The organism is Streptomyces sp. NRRL S-920 (genome assembly GCF_000717945.1).
GTDB lineage: Bacteria > Actinomycetota > Actinomycetes > Streptomycetales > Streptomycetaceae > Streptomyces > Streptomyces alboniger.
Window position 1 is genome coordinate 159,148 of record NZ_JODF01000007.1, and the last position, 16,471, is coordinate 175,618.

The window sequence follows — 16,471 nt, forward strand, 5'->3', positions numbered from 1 at the left end:
CCGCATCATGGACGAGCATAGGGATGCGGAACGCAGGGAAACCGCTGTGAGAGGAGGCGTCCATGGGATCGGTGCGCAAGGCGAGTGCTTGGCTTGGGCTCGTCGACGACAACAACGACGAGCGTTACTACGACGACGGCTATGAGGACGACCGGGACGAGGGACCCGCCCGGCCGGAGGCCTGGGTCACCGACCCGGGCTCGCGGGTGGTGCCCGAGGCCGCCGAGGACCAGGATCGCCGGATCGGGACCGTGACCCCGGACAGCTTCCGGGACGCCCGCCACATCGGCGAGCTGTTCCGGGACGGTGTCCCGGTCATCATGAATCTCACCGCCATGGAGCCCGCCGACGCCAAGCGCGTGGTCGACTTCGCGGCCGGTCTCACCTTCGGTCTGCGCGGCTCGATCGAGCGCGTGGCGACGCGGGTCTTCCTGCTGACCCCCGCCGACACGCACATCGTCAGCGGTGAGGCCGCGGGCCGCCCGTCGGACGGCTTCTTCAACCAGAGCTAGGGGGCAAGGCCGCTCACCGGAACCTGCCGGGTCTCACCGGAAGGCGTCGAGACCGGTGAGCGCCTTGCCCAGAACCAGCTGATGCATCTCGACGGTGCCCTCATAGGTGAGCACCGACTCCAGGTTCGTCGCGTGCCGCATGACGGGGTATTCCAGCGAGATCCCGTTGGCGCCCAGGATCGTCCTGGACGTGCGGCAGATCTCGATCGCTTCGCGTACGTTGTTGAGCTTGCCGAAACTGACCTGCTCGGGTCGGAGCCTGCCCGCGTCCAGGCGTCGCCCGAGATGGTGGGCGAGCAGGATGCCCTTGTGCAGCTCGACCGCCATGTCGGCGAGCTTGGCCTGGGTGAGCTGGAAGCCTCCGATGGGCCGGCCGAACTGCTCGCGGGTCTTCGCGTACTCCACCGCCGCCTCGAACGACGAGCGGGCGGCGCCCATCGCACCCCAGACGATGCCGTAGCGCGCGTGGGACAGACAGCTGAGCGGGCCCTTGAGGCCGACGACCTCCGGCAGGACCGCGTCGGCGGGCAGCCGCACCTCGTCCAGCACCAGCTCACTGGTGACGCTGGCCCGCAGCGACCACTTGTGCTTGATCTCGGGCGCCGAGAACCCGGCCGCGTCGGTCGGCACGACGAAGCCCCTGATGCCCTCCTCGGTCTGCGCCCAGACCACGGCCACCCCGGCCACCGACCCGTTCGTGATCCACATCTTCCGCCCGCTGAGCACCCAGTCGGTGCCGTCCCTCTTCGCGTACGTCCGCATCGACGCCGGGTCGGAGCCGTGGTCGGGCTCGGTCAGGCCGAAGCAGCCGATGATCTCGCCCGCGGCCATCCCGGGCAGCCACCGCCGCTTCTGCTCCTCGGAGCCGAAGCGGTGGACGGCGTACATCGCGAGGGAGCCCTGCACGGAGACCAGCGAACGGATGCCGGAGTCGGCTGCCTCCAGCTCCAGGCAGGCGAGCCCGTACTGGACCGCGCTCGCGCCCGCGCAGCCGTAGCCCTCCAGCGACATGCCGAGCGCCCCGAGGGAGCCCAGCTCCCGGGCCAGCTCGCGGATGCCGGGCAGCTCGCCCTTCTCGTACCAGTCGGCGATGTGCGGCAGGACCCGGTCGGCGGCCCAGCCGCGCACGGTGTCGCGGATCGCCAGGTCCTCCGGGTCGAGGAGGTCGTCGATACCCAGGAGGTCGGCGGGGTCGAGGGGCGGCAGAGGGGCGCGGGCGCTTGGGGACATGCGGGCCTCCGGCGGCACAAAACTAGCACTGGTAGTCAGCTACGGCTCGCGCTGACGTTACGACGCGGTGTCCCGCACGTCCAGGGGCGCTGAGGCGCGCGCCGCAAGGGCGGGCGAGTGCAAAACTCCCGGCCGAGGGCCGCCAAGACCTCAGCGCAGGGAGTCGACCCCGACCCCCGCCGGATCACGGGGCGCCGGAATACCCTGCTCGGCCCGCGCCGCGGGCGCCCCGCACTCCATGGTCCGCGGCAGCCGCAGCGCCGCGAGCGCCCCGAGCAGCAGCAGCCCCGCACTGACCAGCAGCGTCACATGCAGCCCGTGCACGAAGGAGTCCCGCGCCGCGGTGCGCAGGGCGTCGCCCGCGTCACCGCCGAGCCGCGCGGCGACCTCGTACGCCTCGCCCAGCGAGTGACTGGCCGCCGCACTGTCCTGCGCGGGAACCCCCCGCACCGAGGCGAGCCCCGGCGCGTACGCCGCGTTCATGACCGTGCCGAGCAGCGCGATGCCGATGCCCGCGCCCAGCTGGTACGAGGTCTCGCCGATGGCCGCGGCCCCGCCCGCCTCGGACTGCGGCGCCTCGCTCAGCATCGATTCGTACGCGCCGAAGAGCGTGGTCTCCAGGCCGAAGCCGAGCAGGACGAAGCCCGTGAGCAGCAGGGTATCGTTGGCGTGGCCGCCCATGCCGGTGAGCACCACCACGGCGAACGCGGTGAGGCAGAACCCGGCGCAGACCATCCTGCGCGGTCCGAAGCGGTGCAGCAGCTTCGACCCGGCGAGGCCCGCGGCCATCGCGGCGATGGTGAGCGGCAGCAGCCGCAGGCCGGTCTCCAGCGGGGACAGTCCGAGGACCAGCTGCAAGTACTGGGCGGCGATCAGCTCCAGGCCCACGAGCGCGAGCATGGCGAGCACGATGCAGCCCACCGACGTGCTGAACGCGGGCCGCGCGAACATGGACAGGTCGACCAGCGGATGCTTGCGCCGCCGCTGTCTGCGGACGAAGCCGACGAGCAGGGCGGCGCCCACGGCGAGGGAGACCAGGGTGGTGGCGCCGAGCGGCGCCTCGCCGCCGCCGAGCCGCTTCACGCCGAGTACGAGCCCGAAGAGGCCGCCCGCCGCCATCAGCGCGCCGGCCACGTCCCACGGCCCGTTCTGGTCCCCGGTGGACTCGGGCAGCAGCCAGCGGCCGATCGGCAGGCTGACCAGCATCAGCGGAATGTTGATGAGGAAGACCGAGCCCCACCAGAAGTGTTCGAGGAGGAACCCGCCGAGCAGCGGCCCGACGGCCGCGCCGACGGCGGCCACCGCGCTCCAGATGCCGATGGCGACGGCCCGCTCGCGCCGGTCGGGGAAGACCTGGCGCAGGATCGACAGCGTCGCGGGCATGATCATCGCGCCGCCGACGCCGAGCAGCGCCCGGGCGGCGATGAGGATCTGCGCGTTGTCGGCGAGGGCGGCGATCGCCGAGGCCACGCCGAAGAGGGCGTAGCCGAGCAGGAGGACACGTCTGCGGCCGACACGGTCGCCGAGCGTGCCGAACAGGATGAGGAGCGAGGCGCAGACCAGTGGATAGATGTCGACGATCCACAGCAGTTCCATCGCGCCGGGTTTCAGGTCCTCGGTGACCGCGGGCACGGCGACGTGCAGGACGGTGGCGTCGACGGCGACCAGCAGCAGGCTGACGCAGAGGACGACGAGCACGAGCCAGCGGTTGGCCCCGGCACCGGCCCCGGATCCCCGACGGCCCTGCGGTGCTGCGGCCGTGGTCGTCCCGGACATGTGCGTACCTCCCAGTGATCCCTCGCGTCGGCGGCCTGCGGGATGGGGACTGGCTGCTCCGGCGGCGCAGACAAGGCGAGTGAGCCGTCAGAGTACGCGAGTCCGCTCCGGGGGCGCGTGGCGGACCTCTCATGGTTGTACGGATGCGGTGTGGTGTGCGCCACGCCCCCTCCCCCGGACCACGCCCCGGGCGGGCGTCCGGTTCCGTCCACGGCCGATAATCGACCCCGTGACCGATCTTGATCAACGCCTCTCGGCGCCCTCGGCGTCCCCGGCGGCTACAGCGGGCCACGCGCTGCGCCGCGCCGCGCCCGCCCTCCTCGTGTACGCGGGGGTGCGCGCGCTGGGTGTCGCGGTGCTCGCGGTGTGGGGCGCGGCGGCGGGCAGGAGCCCGCACACGCTGCTGGCCGCCCGCTGGGACTCGCTCTGGTACACCCGCGTCGCCGAGCACGGCTACGGCTGGGAGGTGACGCTGCCGGACGGCAGCGTGCACTCCAACCTCGCGTTCTTCCCGCTCCTGCCCTGGCTGGAGCGGCTCGTCTCGGCGGTCGGCCCGCTGTCGTACGCCGACGCGGGCCTGGTGGTGAGCTGGGTCGCGTCGCTCTTCGCCGCCGCGGGGATCTTCGCGGTCGCCGACCATGTGTACGGACGCCGGGCCGGGATCTGCGCGGCCGCGCTCTGGGCGGTGCTGCCGGTCGGCATCGTGCAGTCGATGGCGTACAGCGAGTCCCTGTTCACGGCACTGGCCGCCTGGTCGCTGTACGCGGTACTCAGGGGGCGGTGGGTCTGGGCGGGTGTGCTCGCCTCGGCCGCGGGCCTCACCCGGCCGGTGGGCGGCGCGGTGGTCGTCGCGATCTGGGTGGCGGCGGCGGTCCAGGCGTACCGGGAGCGGCGGGCCGACGGACGCATGATCCTCGGTGTGGTCCTGGCCCCGCTGGGCGCCGCGGGCTATGTGCTGTGGGTGGGTCACCGCACGGGCGGTGGTCTGTTCGGCTATCTCGACGTGCAGGCGGGCTGGGGCAACGGCTTCGACTTCGGCTATGCCTTCGCCCGCTTCGTCGGGGACAAGTTCACCTCCGTCCCCGGCGCGCTGGCGGGCCTCGGCCTCATCGTCGGGGTGGTGCTGGTGGTCTGGCTGTACGTCGTCGGCGTACGGCAGGGGCAGCCCCTGCCGCTGCTCGTCTACACCGGGATCGTCGTCGCGCTGGCGCTCTGCGCGGCGGGCTACTTCGGCTCGAAGCCGCGCCTCCTCATGCCCGCCTTCCCGCTGCTGCTGCCCCTCGCGGTGGCGCTGGCCCGGCTGCGTACGTCCAGGTCGGCGCTGGTCCTCGGGGGTGTGGCCGTGGTGAGCGCGGTGTACGGGGCGTTCTGGCTGCACGGCTCGGGGCCGCCGTGAACCCGTCATGATCATTTCCATGCGCGTCGGTTACCGTGCGGAGAATTCCGCGCCAGGACCCGGTGAACGAATTCATAAGCGACATAAGAATGGCATGGGAAACGATCAACGAATTGAGTAAGGCGACCCCCGGCGAATAAGGAATCCCCGGAATAAACCCCGCTCTGAGATCAATCCCACATCACATCGTCATCACAAAGCCACTGATTCGGCCTAGTGCCAGACTCACTCGCTGTAACGTCGATTGGGTGCGTACCGAACGAAACCTCACCCGTCTTGACCGGGTCTTCGCCCGGCTGGACCGTGAGCCGGAACGACCGGCCCACCTCGATGTGCCGAGGATGAGCCGGCACCGGGTCGTGCTCTTCAGCGCGACCCTGGCGTTCTACCTCGCCATCGTCGTCGCCGTGCTGACCACCTCCTGGCTGGTGCGGTTCGACTGGCAGGTCATGTTCTTCCGGCCCTACCAGCAGTGGCCGGAGATCCACGCCTTCCTCGACTACTGGGTCGTCCTCGGCCAGCGCGGCCCGACCGCCGTCATGGTCGCTGCCTGGCTCGGCTGGCGCTCCTGGCGGCAGCACACGCTGCGCCCGCTGCTGATGTTCGGCGCGTCCCTGCTCCTGCTCAATGTGACGGTCGGCGCCGCCAAGCTCGGCATGGGCCGCCTCGGCCCGCACTACGCCACCGCGATCGGCTCGAACGAGATGTGGCTCGGCGGGGATATATTCCCTTCGGGCCACACCGCCAACGCCGTCGTGACCTGGGGAATCCTGGCCTATCTGGCCTCCACTCCGCGCACCCGCCGCTATCTGTCGGCCCTCTCGGCCGTGGTCTCCCTGAGCGTCGGCCTCACCACCGTCTACCTCGGTACGCACTGGCTGAGCGACGTCTTCCTCGGCTGGGCCGCGGGGCTGCTCATCCTGCTCGCGCTGCCCTGGTTCGAGCCGCTGATCACCCGGGTCGAGGGCGTCGCCCTCGGCCTGCGCGAGAGCCGGCGTGCCCGCCGCGCCCGTCTCGCGCCCCTGCCCGAGCCCGCCGCGGCCCCCGTGGGCGTCCCCGCGATCGTGCCGCCGCGCCCCGCCGCGGAGGAGACCGTCCCGGCCCGCGAGACGGTCGGCGCCGTCCGCGCCGGGCGCCCCCCGGCCTATCTGGCGCCGGGCCCGCACACGGCCCGCTCCGAGCGCACCCCGGTCACCCCGGCCGGCAGCCGCCGTCCGCCGCACGCCGACCGCGTGCCGCGCGGCACCACGTCCGCCCGCCCGATGGCAGGCGGCTGACCCCACCGACAGCGGGGGCCGGTACGCACAGCCCATCCCCCGCACCACGAAGGCCCCGGTTCCGTCGAGGAACCGGGGCCTTCGTCGTACGCGGATGCGGGCGGACGCCCACGCGGCGGGGCGCTCAGCCCTTCCAGGAGCGCGTCACGACGCCCTCCTTCACCTCGAAGTTGAGCCGCCCCGCGAGGTATTCCATGGTGATGATCGCCCCGGGCGGCAGCGACCTGACGGTGGACCAGCCGCGCTCACGCGCCTGCCGCTCGGCGGCCTCCGCCGCAAGCCCGACATAGCGGTCGGGGCTGTCCTGGGGCTCTGCGGGTGGGGTCGGGATAGGTGCCATGGCCGCCACGGTAGGCGGCGCGGCACCGCCGCGGAAGGCCGGGGCCGGACACCAAGGGTCACGGATACCTCTCCGGTCACGCTTCTGTCACAGGATCACGACGTACGTTTCGGTCGAACTCCGTCACACGTATGGGCGGTTCCGTACGTGTAACGGTGTAATTCACGGATGACTTCAGGACCCCGAGAGGACTCCACGGCAACTGCCTGAATTGCCCGCACCGAATAGCCTCTCGCCCCCTTTACGCAGCCTCCGCATTTCGGAATCCCGGCCCCCTCGACCGGTGGTGACGGCGCATAGGGAATTCATGGTTCCGGCCCGGCGCCCCGTGCGCCGCCCGTCCGGAAGCGGCGTACGCCCCCTGTCGGAGCGGGCACCGACGCGCGCATGATGGCGTGAGCTTCGAGCGGACTTCGGCGGGCCCGGCACGCGATGGCGAAGGGGCAGGGGATGGGGACCGAGACGGTACGGGCGGTTCGGCGGCCGGGGCCGGAGCGGCGGCGCGGCCGGGTGGTGGAGTGGCTGACCACCACGGACCACAAGAAGATCGGCCACCTCTACCTCATCACGTCGTTCGTCTTCTTCCTCGCCGCCGGTCTGATGGCCCTGATGATGCGGGCCGAACTGGCCCGCCCCGGACTCCAGCTGATGACCAACGAGGAGTTCAACCAGGCCTTCACCATGCACGGCACGATCATGCTGCTGCTCTTCGCGACCCCGACGTTCGCGGGGTTCGCCAACGAGATCATGCCGCTCCAGATCGGCTCCCCGGACGTCGCCTTCCCGCGGCTGAACATGCTCTCGTACTGGCTGTTCCTCTTCGGCGGCCTCATGGTGCTCGGCTCACTGCTCGTGCCGAGCGGTCCCGCGGCCTTCGGCTGGTTCGCGTACGCCCCGCTCAACAGTCTGGAGCGGTCGCCGGGCATCGGAGCCGACCTGTGGATCATGGGGCTCGCGCTCTCCGGTTTCGGCACGATCCTCGGCGCGGTGAACTTCCTGACGACCATCATCGGGATGCGCGCACCCGGGATGACGATGTTCCGGATGCCCATCTTCACCTGGAACGTGCTGTTCACTTCGATCCTGGTGCTGATCGCGTTCCCGGTGCTGGCCGCCGCGCTGCTCGTCCTGGAGGCGGACCGGCGCCTCCACTCGCTCGTCTTCGCCTCGGAGAGCGGGGGCGCGCTGCTGTGGCAGCACCTCTTCTGGTTCTTCGGGCACCCCGAGGTGTACATCATCGCGCTGCCGTTCTTCGGCATCATCACGGAGATCATCCCGGTCTTCAGCCGGAAGCCGATGTTCGGCTATCTGCCGCTGGTCGGCGCGACGATGGCCATCACCGGCCTGTCCGTGGTCGTGTGGGCGCACCACATGTTCGCGACGGGCGCGGTCCTGCTGCCCTTCTTCTCGTTCGTGTCGTTCCTCATCGCGGTCCCGACGGGCGTGAAGTTCTTCAACTGGACGGGCACGATGCTCAGGGGCTCGCTGTCCTTCGAGACGCCGATGCTGTGGGCGGTCGGGTTCCTGGTGAGCTTCCTGTTCGGCGGCCTCACGGGCGTCATCCTGGCCTCGCCGCCCCTGGACTTCCACGTCACCGACTCGTACTTCGTCGTCGCGCACTTCCACTACGTCGTGTTCGGCACCGTCGTCTTCGCGACCTTCGGCGGCTTCTTCTTCTGGTGGCCCAAGCTGACGGGCAAGATGCTCGACGAACGCCTCGGCAAGATCCAGTTCTGGACGCTCTTCGTGGGGTTCCACACCACCTTCCTCGTCCAGCACTGGCTGGGCGCCGAGGGGATGCCGCGCCGCTACGCCGACTATCTGGCGGCGGACGGCTTCACGGTCCTCAACACCGTCTCGACCATCGGGGCGTTCCTGCTCGGCCTGTCCACCCTGCCGTTCCTCTACAACGTCTGGAAGACCGCCAAGTACGGCGAGAAGGTCGACGTGGACGACCCCTGGGGGTTCGGCCGCTCCCTGGAGTGGGCGACCTCCTGCCCGCCACCGCGCCACAACTTCCGCGCACTGCCCCGGATCCGCTCCGAGTCGCCGGCCTTCGACCTGCACCATCCCCAGTACGCGGCGTTCACGGAGTGGGAGAGGGACCGGCCCCCCGAGGATCCGCAGACGGAACACCCCGGTCCAGGGCCCGGCTCAGGAGGTCCCGGGACGCCCTGATGCGGTCGGCGAGCGCGGTGGGCTCCACGACCTCGAACTCGAAGCCCATGAACATCACGTGGAACACCATCACGTCCAGGCTCGCCGCTCCCGTGCGCAGCAGGCAGCTTCGCTCGGTCTCGGCCTCCAGGGTGCCGTCGCTCGGGCTGATCCGCTGGGCGGCCTCCGCCAGCGGCACGAGCAGCCGGACCACGGCCCGCGCGGCGTGCGCGCGCGTGGAGACGCCCTGCGACACGTACGAGGCCAGGTCGTCGGCCGGTGGGGTGCGCGGGGTGAAGCGCGGCCCGTGCGGCGGCCTCGGCGTGAGGCGGTCCACGCGGAACGTACGCCAGTCCTCGCGCTCCAGGTCCCACGCCACGAGGTACCAGCGGCGCTCGGTGCACACCAGCCGGTGCGGCTCGACGACGCGGCGGCTCGAACTGCCCTCGTGGTCGCGGTAGTCGAAGCGCAGCCGCTCCGCGTCCCGGCAGACGCCCGCGAGTTCGGTCAGGACGGCGGGGTCCACGCCCTGCTGCCGCGGGGCGCGCAGCATGGGCACGGTGAAGGCGTTGAGGGCCCCGACGCGGCGTCGCAGCCTGCCCGGCAGCACCTGCTCCAGCTTGGTCAGCGCGCGTACGGAGGTCTCGCCGATGCCCTCGATGCCCTGTCCCGCGGCGGTGCGCAGGCCCACGGCGACCGCGACCGCCTCGTCGTCGTCCAGGAGCAGCGGCGGCAGTTCGGCACCCGCGCCGAGCTGGTAGCCGCCGCCGGTGCCGGGGCTCGCGTGGACGGGATAGCCCAGCTCGCGCAGCCGGTCCACGTCACGGCGGACCGTGCGCGGTGTGACGCCGAGCCGGTCGGCCAGGTCCGCGCCGGACCAGTCGCGGTGGGCCTGCAACAGGGAGAGCAGGCGGAGCAGTCGTGCGGAGGTCTCCAGCATGGACGTGATTGTGCCCCGGGTTGAGGACAGGGACGGTCCGCGACCGGGAGCCCGGGCCGGCGCGGACTCGTCCGCCTCTCACGAAGGGCCTGCGTCTAGACCGCGCGGACGCGGACGGCCAGGTCGTTGTCGTTCGTGTAGTACGGGCCGACCTCGACCGCCCCGTGCGGGGTCTCGCGGCGCGTCACCGGATACGTGAAGATCGTCTTCTTGTCCGGGACGTCGTCCAGGAGCCGGGCCAGGCGTACGCGCGGCCCGCTCTCGCCCGCCGGGCGCAGCCACAGGTCCCAGGGCCCCGGGCCGCTGTCGGCGAGCGGCCCCTGGTGCAGTCCGAAGGTGAACTCCGGTCCCTCGGCGGTGACCTCGGCCCGGTGGACGAGGTCGGGCTCCTCGCGCCGGACGGCCTCGGCGAACGCGGCGTCGGTCAGCGCGGTGCCGTAGATCCTGCCGTGCACGGTCAGGGCCCCGTCCGTTATGTCGAGTTCGCCCGCCTCGGCGTGCGGCGCCCGCAGCCAGCTGCGCACCGAGAGGTTGCCCTGCTTCGTCGCGTACGGGATGCGCACCGCGACATGCCCGCGGCTGCCGCTCGGCGCGCGGTCGACCAGCGAGCGCAGGTCGTTCACGCCCGGCATCAGACGGCGCGGCTCACCGCCCGGGACCTGCGCGTACGCGTTCCAGCGGCCCTCGGCCAGCTCGACGCTGCTGGGCAGCGCGGCGCGCAGCCGCCCGTCGGCCGACGGGGAGAGCGGCAGCCGTACGTAGTCCTCGGCGGATTCGGCGTCGCGGCGGCGCAGCAGCAGATGGGCCGCGTCCGTCCCGGTCCCGCCGGGGTCCGTCACATCGAAGGTGAGACCCCCGGCGGAGTCGGCGACACAGTCGGCGCGCGGAGCCGAGGACGCCTGCCGGTCCTCCCCGGCGTCCGACGCGTGCTGCGAGGTGGCCGAGGCCGTCATGCGGTCGATCCCTTCGTCTCTACGCGTCCGAAATCCCGCACCGCGTACGCACCGCCGAGCAGCGCGCCGCGGGTGCGGTGCAGGGTGCCGCGCACGCGGCCCCCGAACGAGCCCCCGCGGGTGAGCATCCCGGAGAACATCGCGTCGTACCGCTCGGCTATGCGGACCGGGTCGAAGCGCTCGGAGTCGTGGAGCGCGGCGTCCGCCATCCGGTGCCGGAGCGAGTCGTTGTTGATCAGTTCGAGCAGTCCGCCGGCGATGGCGTCGGGGTTGCCGACCTCGACGAGGCGGCCGTCGACGCCGTTGTCGATGATCTCCCCCGGGCCGTGCGGGCAGTCGGTGGCGACGACGGGCAGCCCGCAGCGCATCGCCTCGACGATCGTCATGCCGAAGGACTCCAGGCTGGAGGTGACGGCGGCGATGGAGCCCTTGGCCCACTCGGGCTCGATGGGGTGGGCGGGGCCCATGAGGAAGACGTGGTTGTAGAGACCGAGTTCGTCGATCAGGGCGCGCAGCTTCTCCTTCTGCCTGCCGCTGCCGTAGATCCGCAGCCGCCAGTCGGGGCGCTCGCGCCGCACCTTGTCGAACGCCCTGATCAGCAGGTCGTACCGCTTGACCGGCGCGAGCCGGCCGGCTGCGACGACCCATTTGTGGGAGCCGTCGGCGGGCTCTATGCCGGGCGCGGGTACGGGGTTGGGCAGCGCCTGCACATGGACGCCGGGCAGCCGCATCTTGCGGGAGTAGGCGCGCGCGTCGGCCTCGGTCGTGGTGGTGAGGACGTCGAGGCGGGGGTAGACGCTGCGCAGCTGGCGGCGGAGTTCCTTGGAGTGGCTGTCCAGCGTCAGGTGCTCCTGGCCGACGCGCAGGGGGCCGCGCGCGGTCTGGCGGGCGATGTGCACATTGAGCCCGGGGCGGGTGCCGACGACGACGTCCGCGTCGAGCGCCGCGAGGTGGGCGGCGATACGCCGGTCGGTGAGGGCGCTGTACTGGTGGTAGCGGCCCTCGGCGCTCGGGAAGGTCCGGGCGCGGCGCAGATGCTCGGGGTCCTCGCCCTCGAAGCCCGGCGTGCCCTTGCGCATATCCACGAGATGGCTCAGACGCACGCGCTGGTCAGGCGCGAACACCGGCTCGTCGCGGTGCCGGAACACGGAGACGATCTCGACGTCGTGCTGCTGGGCCAGCGTGTTCGCCAAGTTGTACGTCGTCCGGATCGTCCCTCCGATCCCGTACGCGTTGTGAATCAGGAAAGAGATGTGCATGCGTCCCCGTATCCCGCGTTTCCGTGCGGACAGTCCCCCTCGTCCGCCTACCGCAGGGTTAGACGGGGATTCTTGGCCAAAGGTTGGGTGTCATCACCATCCTGTTTTGGAACAGATACGCGATCGAAAGCCAGAACGGGAACTTTTCCGCTCCCTCGCGCATCATGGCTGGTAGGCGAGCTGGGGCACATCAAAGCAGTTGTCGGTCATATCTCCCCCTTGGGTCACCCAGCCCCTCCCGTCCCGCCAGCGGGCCACCGACACACACGTCCTACGGCTCCCCGGAGGTTCGGCCCGCGCCTCGAAGGTGACGGGAAGCAGCAGCCCGCGCGCCGAGTACGGCTCGTTCCGGTTCATGAATTCGTCCACGCACGCGCGCGTGACGTCCCCGCCCCCGCGCAGGCACGATGTCGCCGCGTCGGTGAACCACATGGCCGCGGCCCACCCCTCCAGCTGCCACTGGGAGAGCGCCTTCCCCTTGCCCGCGTCCACGGCGTCCATGGCGGCGCGGAACTCGCGTACCGCCGGGTGCCCGGTGTCCTCGTAGTTCCTGCTCGATCCGGTGGCCCACAGGGCGTTGCGGCAGCGCGGAGCGTCCTTGTAGTCGTCGCCGACGGCCGAGGTCCAGTTCTGCACGTGGGTGACCTTGGCGGTGACCTCGGCCCCGACGTCGTCCATCGCCTCGCACAGCTGGGCGTTGCCGTGCGCGTCCAGCGCGTCGAAGACCAGGTCGGCGCCCTGCTCCTTCATATCGGCGGCCGCGGCGCGGAAGTTGGGCAGCGCGAAGTCGACCTGCTCGGTGACCACCTGGTAGCCCTCCGCCCTCAGGCCCCGGGTGACGAGCCGGGCGTACGCGGCGGACGCGGCCTGGTTGTAGGAGACGACGGCGGCCGTCCGCGCGCCCTGCTCCCGCTTGAAGTAGCGGTAGACCTCGGTGCCGCCGTAGAGCTTGCCGTCCCAGCCCGGCTTGCCGCTGCGCGGGGCGAGGCTGCCGTAGATCCCGTACAGGTGCGGATACGTGTCGTACGCGGGCCCGATCGGCTGTCCGCCGATGTCGGGCACGCGCGCGCGGGAGACCCGGGAGGCGCCCGCGTAGTCCAGGGAGGCGGTGGCCACGAGGGCGACGACCTCGTCCTGCTCGACGAGGTCGCGCACGCAGTCGTTGTTGCCGACGCCGCTGCCGCCGTCGTCGCAGGTGCGCACCTCCACCCGGCGTCCCTGGAGGCCGCCGCGCGCGTTCAGGCGGTCGAAGTAGGCCTTGGCCCCGTCGCGCGGCCCGGTGAACGCGGCGCCGCCGACCGGGCTGGTCGCGCTGGTGATGATGCCGACCCTCACCGGCGCCCCGCCGGGGGTGGCGGGTGCCGTGCCACGCCGTTCGAAATCGCTCTCGGGCAGCCGGCTGCCGCAGGCCGCGCTCGCTATCAGGAGCGCGGCGACGAGCAGTGCCTCAGCAGCCCGGACCGGGCGACGCATTCCCGCTCAGCCTCACCAGCGCGCAGAGGGTCTTGACGGACACCTTCCAGGTGTCGTCCTCGTTGACGGCCGTTCCGGAGGCGTCGGGCAGCGCGGTGGCGCCCTTCAGGGTCAGCGCGTACGTGACGTCGGCCTCGTCGGCCGCGGTGAACTCGACCTCGCCGACCTTCGCGGCGACCTGCTTGCCGCGCTCGTCGCCGCTGAAGCCTTCGAGGACGGCGCGCATCTTGGGCCCGTTCTCCAGGACGGCTTCCTTGTCCTTCAGCGGGACCTCGGGGTCGAAGAACCTCTCCCAGTTCTTCCGCACTTCCTTCTCCGCGGCCGCCGGGTCGGCGGGCGCGGTGGCCTGGTCGTCGGCGGGCTCGGAGGACTGCTCCGTGGCGGACTTCTCCACGGAGGGCTCGGGCGGCGTACCGCTGTCCCCGCCCCCGCTGTCGTCACCACAGGACACGGCGGCCGCGACGAGCAGTACGAACGCGGCGGCCGCCGGCACCGCGCCGCGCACCCTGCCCCGCTCGCCGCGCGCCCTCTCCCGCTTGGGGCTGCTCCCGAGAACCATCTGGCTCACCACCGGGTGTCGGTCCGGGCCCTCACGGCCCGGAGCTTTCAGGGTCGGCTTCCAGAGGGCATAGTGCAATCGATCGGCCGACATGGACAGAGCGCCGACGTGACTGACGTGACCGACGACGTGTCCCCGGGGGGCCTCGATGCGGACGGCTCAGACAGCTCAGGCGGCAGACGCGTCCCACCCGCCCCGGCCCCGCACCGCGCACCCCGTCCTGTGGGCGGCCCTGGCGGCGCTCGCGGGCGGCGCGGTGCTCTGCGTACTCGGCTGGTACGGCGTCTCCGGAGAGCGTTTCGCCGAGCGGCAGTTGCCCTACCTCGCCTCCTGCACGGTGCCGGGCGCCGCCCTGATCGTCGCGGGCGCGGTCCTGCTCACCCACGGCAGAAGCGCCCTGGCGGCGGCACGCGTGGAGGAGTTGTACGGCCTTCTCGTGACGGCCGAACCCGCCGCGTCCCCCGAGCGGTACCGGGGCCCCCTGGCGTCGAGCGACGAACTCCGCACGGTCCCCGGCGGCACACTGTGGCACCGCGCGGACTGCCCGCTGGCCGCGGACCGGCCGGAGGCGGCGCCCGCGGACGCCGCGATCCTGGCGCGGGGCGCTCTCGCCCCCTGCCCCATCTGCGAACCCCCGCGCCCCGAAGCACCCTTTGAGCCGCCCACCACCGGCCCGCCGACCGCCTCCGAGCCCGCCCCGGAGCGATGACCCGGTGGCGTCCCTGAGCTACGACCTCACGCTGGCCGGGCTCTCGGTCGGCGGCGCCGCCGCCCTCACCGGCATCGGCCTGATCGTCACGTACCGCGCGACGGGCGTCCTCAACTTCGCCCACGGCGCGATCGCCATGGTCTGCGCGTACGTCCTGCGCCACCTGACAGTCGACTGGCACTGGCCCCTCCCGCTCGCCGCGGCCCTCACGCTGCTCGTCGTCGCACCCGGCATCGGCCTGCTCCTGGACCGCGTGGTCTTCCGCCCCCTGTCCGTCCTCGGCGGCGACCCCGCGCAGACCCTGGTCGCCTCGATCGGCGTCTTCGTGCTCCTGGTCGGCGGGGCGGCCCTCGTCTGGGGGCCGGGCGCCCGCGCGGACGCGCCCACGCTCGGATCCGCCGACCCGTGGGTCCCGCTGGGCGCGGCCGTCGCCCTCGCCGCGGCCGTCGGGGCGGTCACCCGCTGGACCCGCTTCGGCGGCGAGCTGCGAGCGGTCGTCGACAACCGCGGGCTCGCCGTGCTCTTCGGCGTCGACGCGGACCGGGTGGCCGCGGCGGGCTGGGCCTTCGGTTCCTTCACGGCAGGCCTCACCGGCGTACTCCTCGCCCCTTTCGTACGACTCGACCCGTACGGCATGCCCCTGCTGGTGATGGAGGTGGTGGCCGTCGCCGTGGTGGCCGGGATGCGCAGCCTGCCCGTCGCCGTCGCGGTGGCGCTCGGCCTGGGGGTGGCCCAGAGCCAGCTGACGCGCCTGCACCCGTCGGGCCGACTGGAGCAGCTCGTCCAGACCGCCGGAGCGAACCTCTTCGTGATCGCCCTCCTCGTCGCGGCGCTGATCCTGCCGGGCATCGGCTCCCGGGACGCGCTGCCCCGCACGGCGACGGCCCGCGTGCCGACACCGCCGGGCGCCTGGATCGTGGCGGCCGTCCTCTTCCTCCTCCCGCTCGGATTCGCGGGCACAGACCTGACGACGTCCGTTCAGGTACCGGCGCTCGCGGTGATCCTCCTGTCCCTCGTGATCGTCACGGGCCGCGGCGGCCAGATCTCCCTCGGCCAGGCGGCGTACGCGGGTCTGGGCGCCCTCTTCACCGCCCTGCTGGCGGCGGGCCGCTTCCCCGGCCTGCCCGAGCTTCCGCACCTGGCGGCGCTGACCGTGGCGGTCCTCCTCGTCGCGCCGCTCGGCCTGCTCACCGGCTGGCCCGCGATCAGCCGCCACGGCCTGGCGCTGGCCCTCGCGACGTTCGCGGTCGGCGTGGGCGTCAGCCGCTTCGTGTTCACGCAGCCGTACGCGACGTCCGGCCTGGCCGTTGACCGTCCCGCGGGCTTCGGCGGGGACCGCGCGTACTACGTCCTGGAACTGGCGCTTCTCGCCGGGGCGCTGCTCCTGGTCACCGCACTGCGCCGGGGCCGTACGGGCCGCGCGCTCGCGGCGATGCGGGACCACGAGGCGGGGGCGGCGGCCGCGGGGGTGCCCGTACGCGCCCTGAAACTCACGGCGTTCGTCACCGGGGCCGCGCTGGCCGGGCTGGGCGGCGGCATGCTGGCGATGGGGCAGCGGGCGTTCGACTCCGGGGCGTACGACCCCGTGCGCGGGCTCCTCTGGTTCGCGGCGGTGGTGGTCCTCGGGTCGGACAACGTCCTCGGGGCGCCGGCCGCGGCGGCGCTGCTGGTCGGTCTGGACGCGGGCACGGAGGGCGGGGTTGCCGCGGCGGTGATCGGGATCCTCGCGGTGCTGATCGGCCGCTTTCCCGGCGGCCCCTACGAGGCCCTCCGCACCCTCAGGCGCCCCCCACACCGCCCGAGCCCCACGCCCCTCACCACCTCACCCCACACCCCCCCTGTCTCTTATACACATCTGACGCTGCCGACGAAGAGGATAGTGTAGATATC

General features: G+C 72.2%; 13 protein-coding genes and 1 pseudogene. 6 read left to right on the forward strand and 8 right to left on the reverse strand.

Annotated elements, in window-relative coordinates:
- The first annotated feature begins 62 nt into the window (after nt 1-62).
- On the forward strand, nt 63-512 hold the full coding sequence (locus IG54_RS0108070) for a cell division protein SepF (protein WP_030779039.1): 450 nt from the start codon (nt 63-65) through the stop codon (nt 510-512).
- Between the two features lie 33 nt (nt 513-545).
- On the opposite strand, the gene IG54_RS0108075 is transcribed toward IG54_RS0108070, so the two are convergent.
- Nucleotides 546-1,742: an acyl-CoA dehydrogenase family protein gene (locus IG54_RS0108075; RefSeq protein ID WP_030779040.1), complete on the reverse strand. Its 1,197-nt coding sequence runs from the start codon at nt 1,740-1,742 to the stop codon at nt 546-548.
- A gap of 150 nt (nt 1,743-1,892) precedes the next feature.
- Nucleotides 1,893-3,518, reverse strand: coding sequence for an MFS transporter (locus tag IG54_RS0108080; protein ID WP_030779041.1), 1,626 nt, complete (start codon nt 3,516-3,518; stop codon nt 1,893-1,895).
- A 229-nt stretch (nt 3,519-3,747) separates the two neighbouring features.
- Here IG54_RS0108080 and IG54_RS0108085 point away from each other — a divergent pair, with 229 nt between their 5' ends.
- The gene (locus IG54_RS0108085) at nt 3,748-4,914 is read left to right on the forward strand and encodes a mannosyltransferase family protein (protein ID WP_030779042.1); all 1,167 of its coding nucleotides are present in this window, start codon (nt 3,748-3,750) and stop codon (nt 4,912-4,914) included.
- 248 nt (nt 4,915-5,162) lie between these two features.
- Nucleotides 5,163-6,191, forward strand: coding sequence for a phosphatase PAP2 family protein (locus tag IG54_RS0108090; protein ID WP_030779045.1), 1,029 nt, complete (start codon nt 5,163-5,165; stop codon nt 6,189-6,191).
- Nucleotides 6,192-6,315: 124 nt separating this feature from the next.
- Here the strand turns inward: IG54_RS0108090 and IG54_RS0108095 are convergent, their stop codons facing one another.
- Entirely contained in the window at nt 6,316-6,531 is a 216-nt protein-coding gene (locus IG54_RS0108095) for an I78 family peptidase inhibitor (RefSeq protein WP_030779047.1), read from the reverse strand.
- A gap of 450 nt (nt 6,532-6,981) precedes the next feature.
- Between IG54_RS0108095 and ctaD the strand changes: the two genes are divergently transcribed.
- On the forward strand, nt 6,982-8,709 hold the full coding sequence (gene ctaD, locus IG54_RS0108100) for a cytochrome c oxidase subunit I (RefSeq protein WP_030779049.1): 1,728 nt from the start codon (nt 6,982-6,984) through the stop codon (nt 8,707-8,709).
- Here the strand turns inward: ctaD and IG54_RS0108105 are convergent.
- The 5 genes from IG54_RS0108105 to IG54_RS0108125 form a co-directional block, all read right to left on the reverse strand.
- Nucleotides 8,618-9,628 (reverse strand): helix-turn-helix transcriptional regulator, encoded by a 1,011-nt coding sequence (locus IG54_RS0108105; protein ID WP_030779051.1) that lies wholly within the window; start codon nt 9,626-9,628, stop codon nt 8,618-8,620. The two genes, ctaD and IG54_RS0108105, sit on opposite strands and share 92 nt — an antisense overlap.
- 95 nt (nt 9,629-9,723) lie before the next feature.
- Entirely contained in the window at nt 9,724-10,581 is an 858-nt protein-coding gene (locus IG54_RS0108110; RefSeq protein WP_030779053.1) for a hypothetical protein, read from the reverse strand.
- Nucleotides 10,578-11,840, reverse strand: coding sequence for a glycosyltransferase family 4 protein (locus tag IG54_RS0108115; RefSeq protein WP_030779054.1), 1,263 nt, complete (start codon nt 11,838-11,840; stop codon nt 10,578-10,580). The genes IG54_RS0108110 and IG54_RS0108115 overlap by 4 nt, the downstream gene beginning before the upstream one ends.
- A 162-nt stretch (nt 11,841-12,002) precedes the next feature.
- A complete protein-coding gene (locus IG54_RS0108120) occupies nt 12,003-13,313 on the reverse strand; it encodes an ABC transporter substrate-binding protein (RefSeq protein WP_030779056.1) in 1,311 nt (436 codons plus the stop codon).
- The gene (locus IG54_RS0108125; protein ID WP_030779059.1) at nt 13,288-13,872 is read right to left on the reverse strand and encodes a hypothetical protein; all 585 of its coding nucleotides are present in this window, start codon (nt 13,870-13,872) and stop codon (nt 13,288-13,290) included. The genes IG54_RS0108120 and IG54_RS0108125 overlap by 26 nt, the downstream gene beginning before the upstream one ends.
- A 148-nt stretch (nt 13,873-14,020) precedes the next feature.
- Here IG54_RS0108125 and IG54_RS0108130 point away from each other — a divergent pair, with 148 nt between their 5' ends.
- The gene (locus IG54_RS0108130) at nt 14,021-14,581 is read left to right on the forward strand and encodes a hypothetical protein (RefSeq protein WP_051819349.1); all 561 of its coding nucleotides are present in this window, start codon (nt 14,021-14,023) and stop codon (nt 14,579-14,581) included.
- 4 nt (nt 14,582-14,585) lie between these two features.
- Nucleotides 14,586-16,394 (forward strand): annotated as a pseudogene (locus IG54_RS0108135) (ABC transporter permease); the annotation flags it as partial.
- Between the last annotated feature and the right edge of the window lie 77 nt (nt 16,395-16,471).

Bases quoted from the DNA above. Each gene is read 5' to 3' on its own strand.
- IG54_RS0108120 (WP_030779056.1), bottom strand. From the start codon at position 13,313: ATGCGTCGCCCGGTCCGGGCTGCTGAGGCACTGCTCGTCGCCGCGCTC.
- IG54_RS0108130 (WP_051819349.1), top strand. From the start codon at position 14,021: ATGCGGACGGCTCAGACAGCTCAGGCGGCAGACGCGTCCCACCCGCCC.
- IG54_RS0108070 (WP_030779039.1), top strand. From the start codon at position 63: ATGGGATCGGTGCGCAAGGCGAGTGCTTGGCTTGGGCTCGTCGACGAC.
- IG54_RS0108075 (WP_030779040.1), bottom strand. From the start codon at position 1,742: ATGTCCCCAAGCGCCCGCGCCCCTCTGCCGCCCCTCGACCCCGCCGAC.
- IG54_RS0108105 (WP_030779051.1), bottom strand. From the start codon at position 9,628: ATGCTGGAGACCTCCGCACGACTGCTCCGCCTGCTCTCCCTGTTGCAG.
- IG54_RS0108095 (WP_030779047.1), bottom strand. From the start codon at position 6,531: ATGGCACCTATCCCGACCCCACCCGCAGAGCCCCAGGACAGCCCCGAC.
- IG54_RS0108110 (WP_030779053.1), bottom strand. From the start codon at position 10,581: ATGACGGCCTCGGCCACCTCGCAGCACGCGTCGGACGCCGGGGAGGAC.
- IG54_RS0108080 (WP_030779041.1), bottom strand. From the start codon at position 3,518: ATGTCCGGGACGACCACGGCCGCAGCACCGCAGGGCCGTCGGGGATCC.
- ctaD (WP_030779049.1), top strand. From the start codon at position 6,982: ATGGGGACCGAGACGGTACGGGCGGTTCGGCGGCCGGGGCCGGAGCGG.
- IG54_RS0108115 (WP_030779054.1), bottom strand. From the start codon at position 11,840: ATGCACATCTCTTTCCTGATTCACAACGCGTACGGGATCGGAGGGACG.
- IG54_RS0108125 (WP_030779059.1), bottom strand. From the start codon at position 13,872: ATGGTTCTCGGGAGCAGCCCCAAGCGGGAGAGGGCGCGCGGCGAGCGG.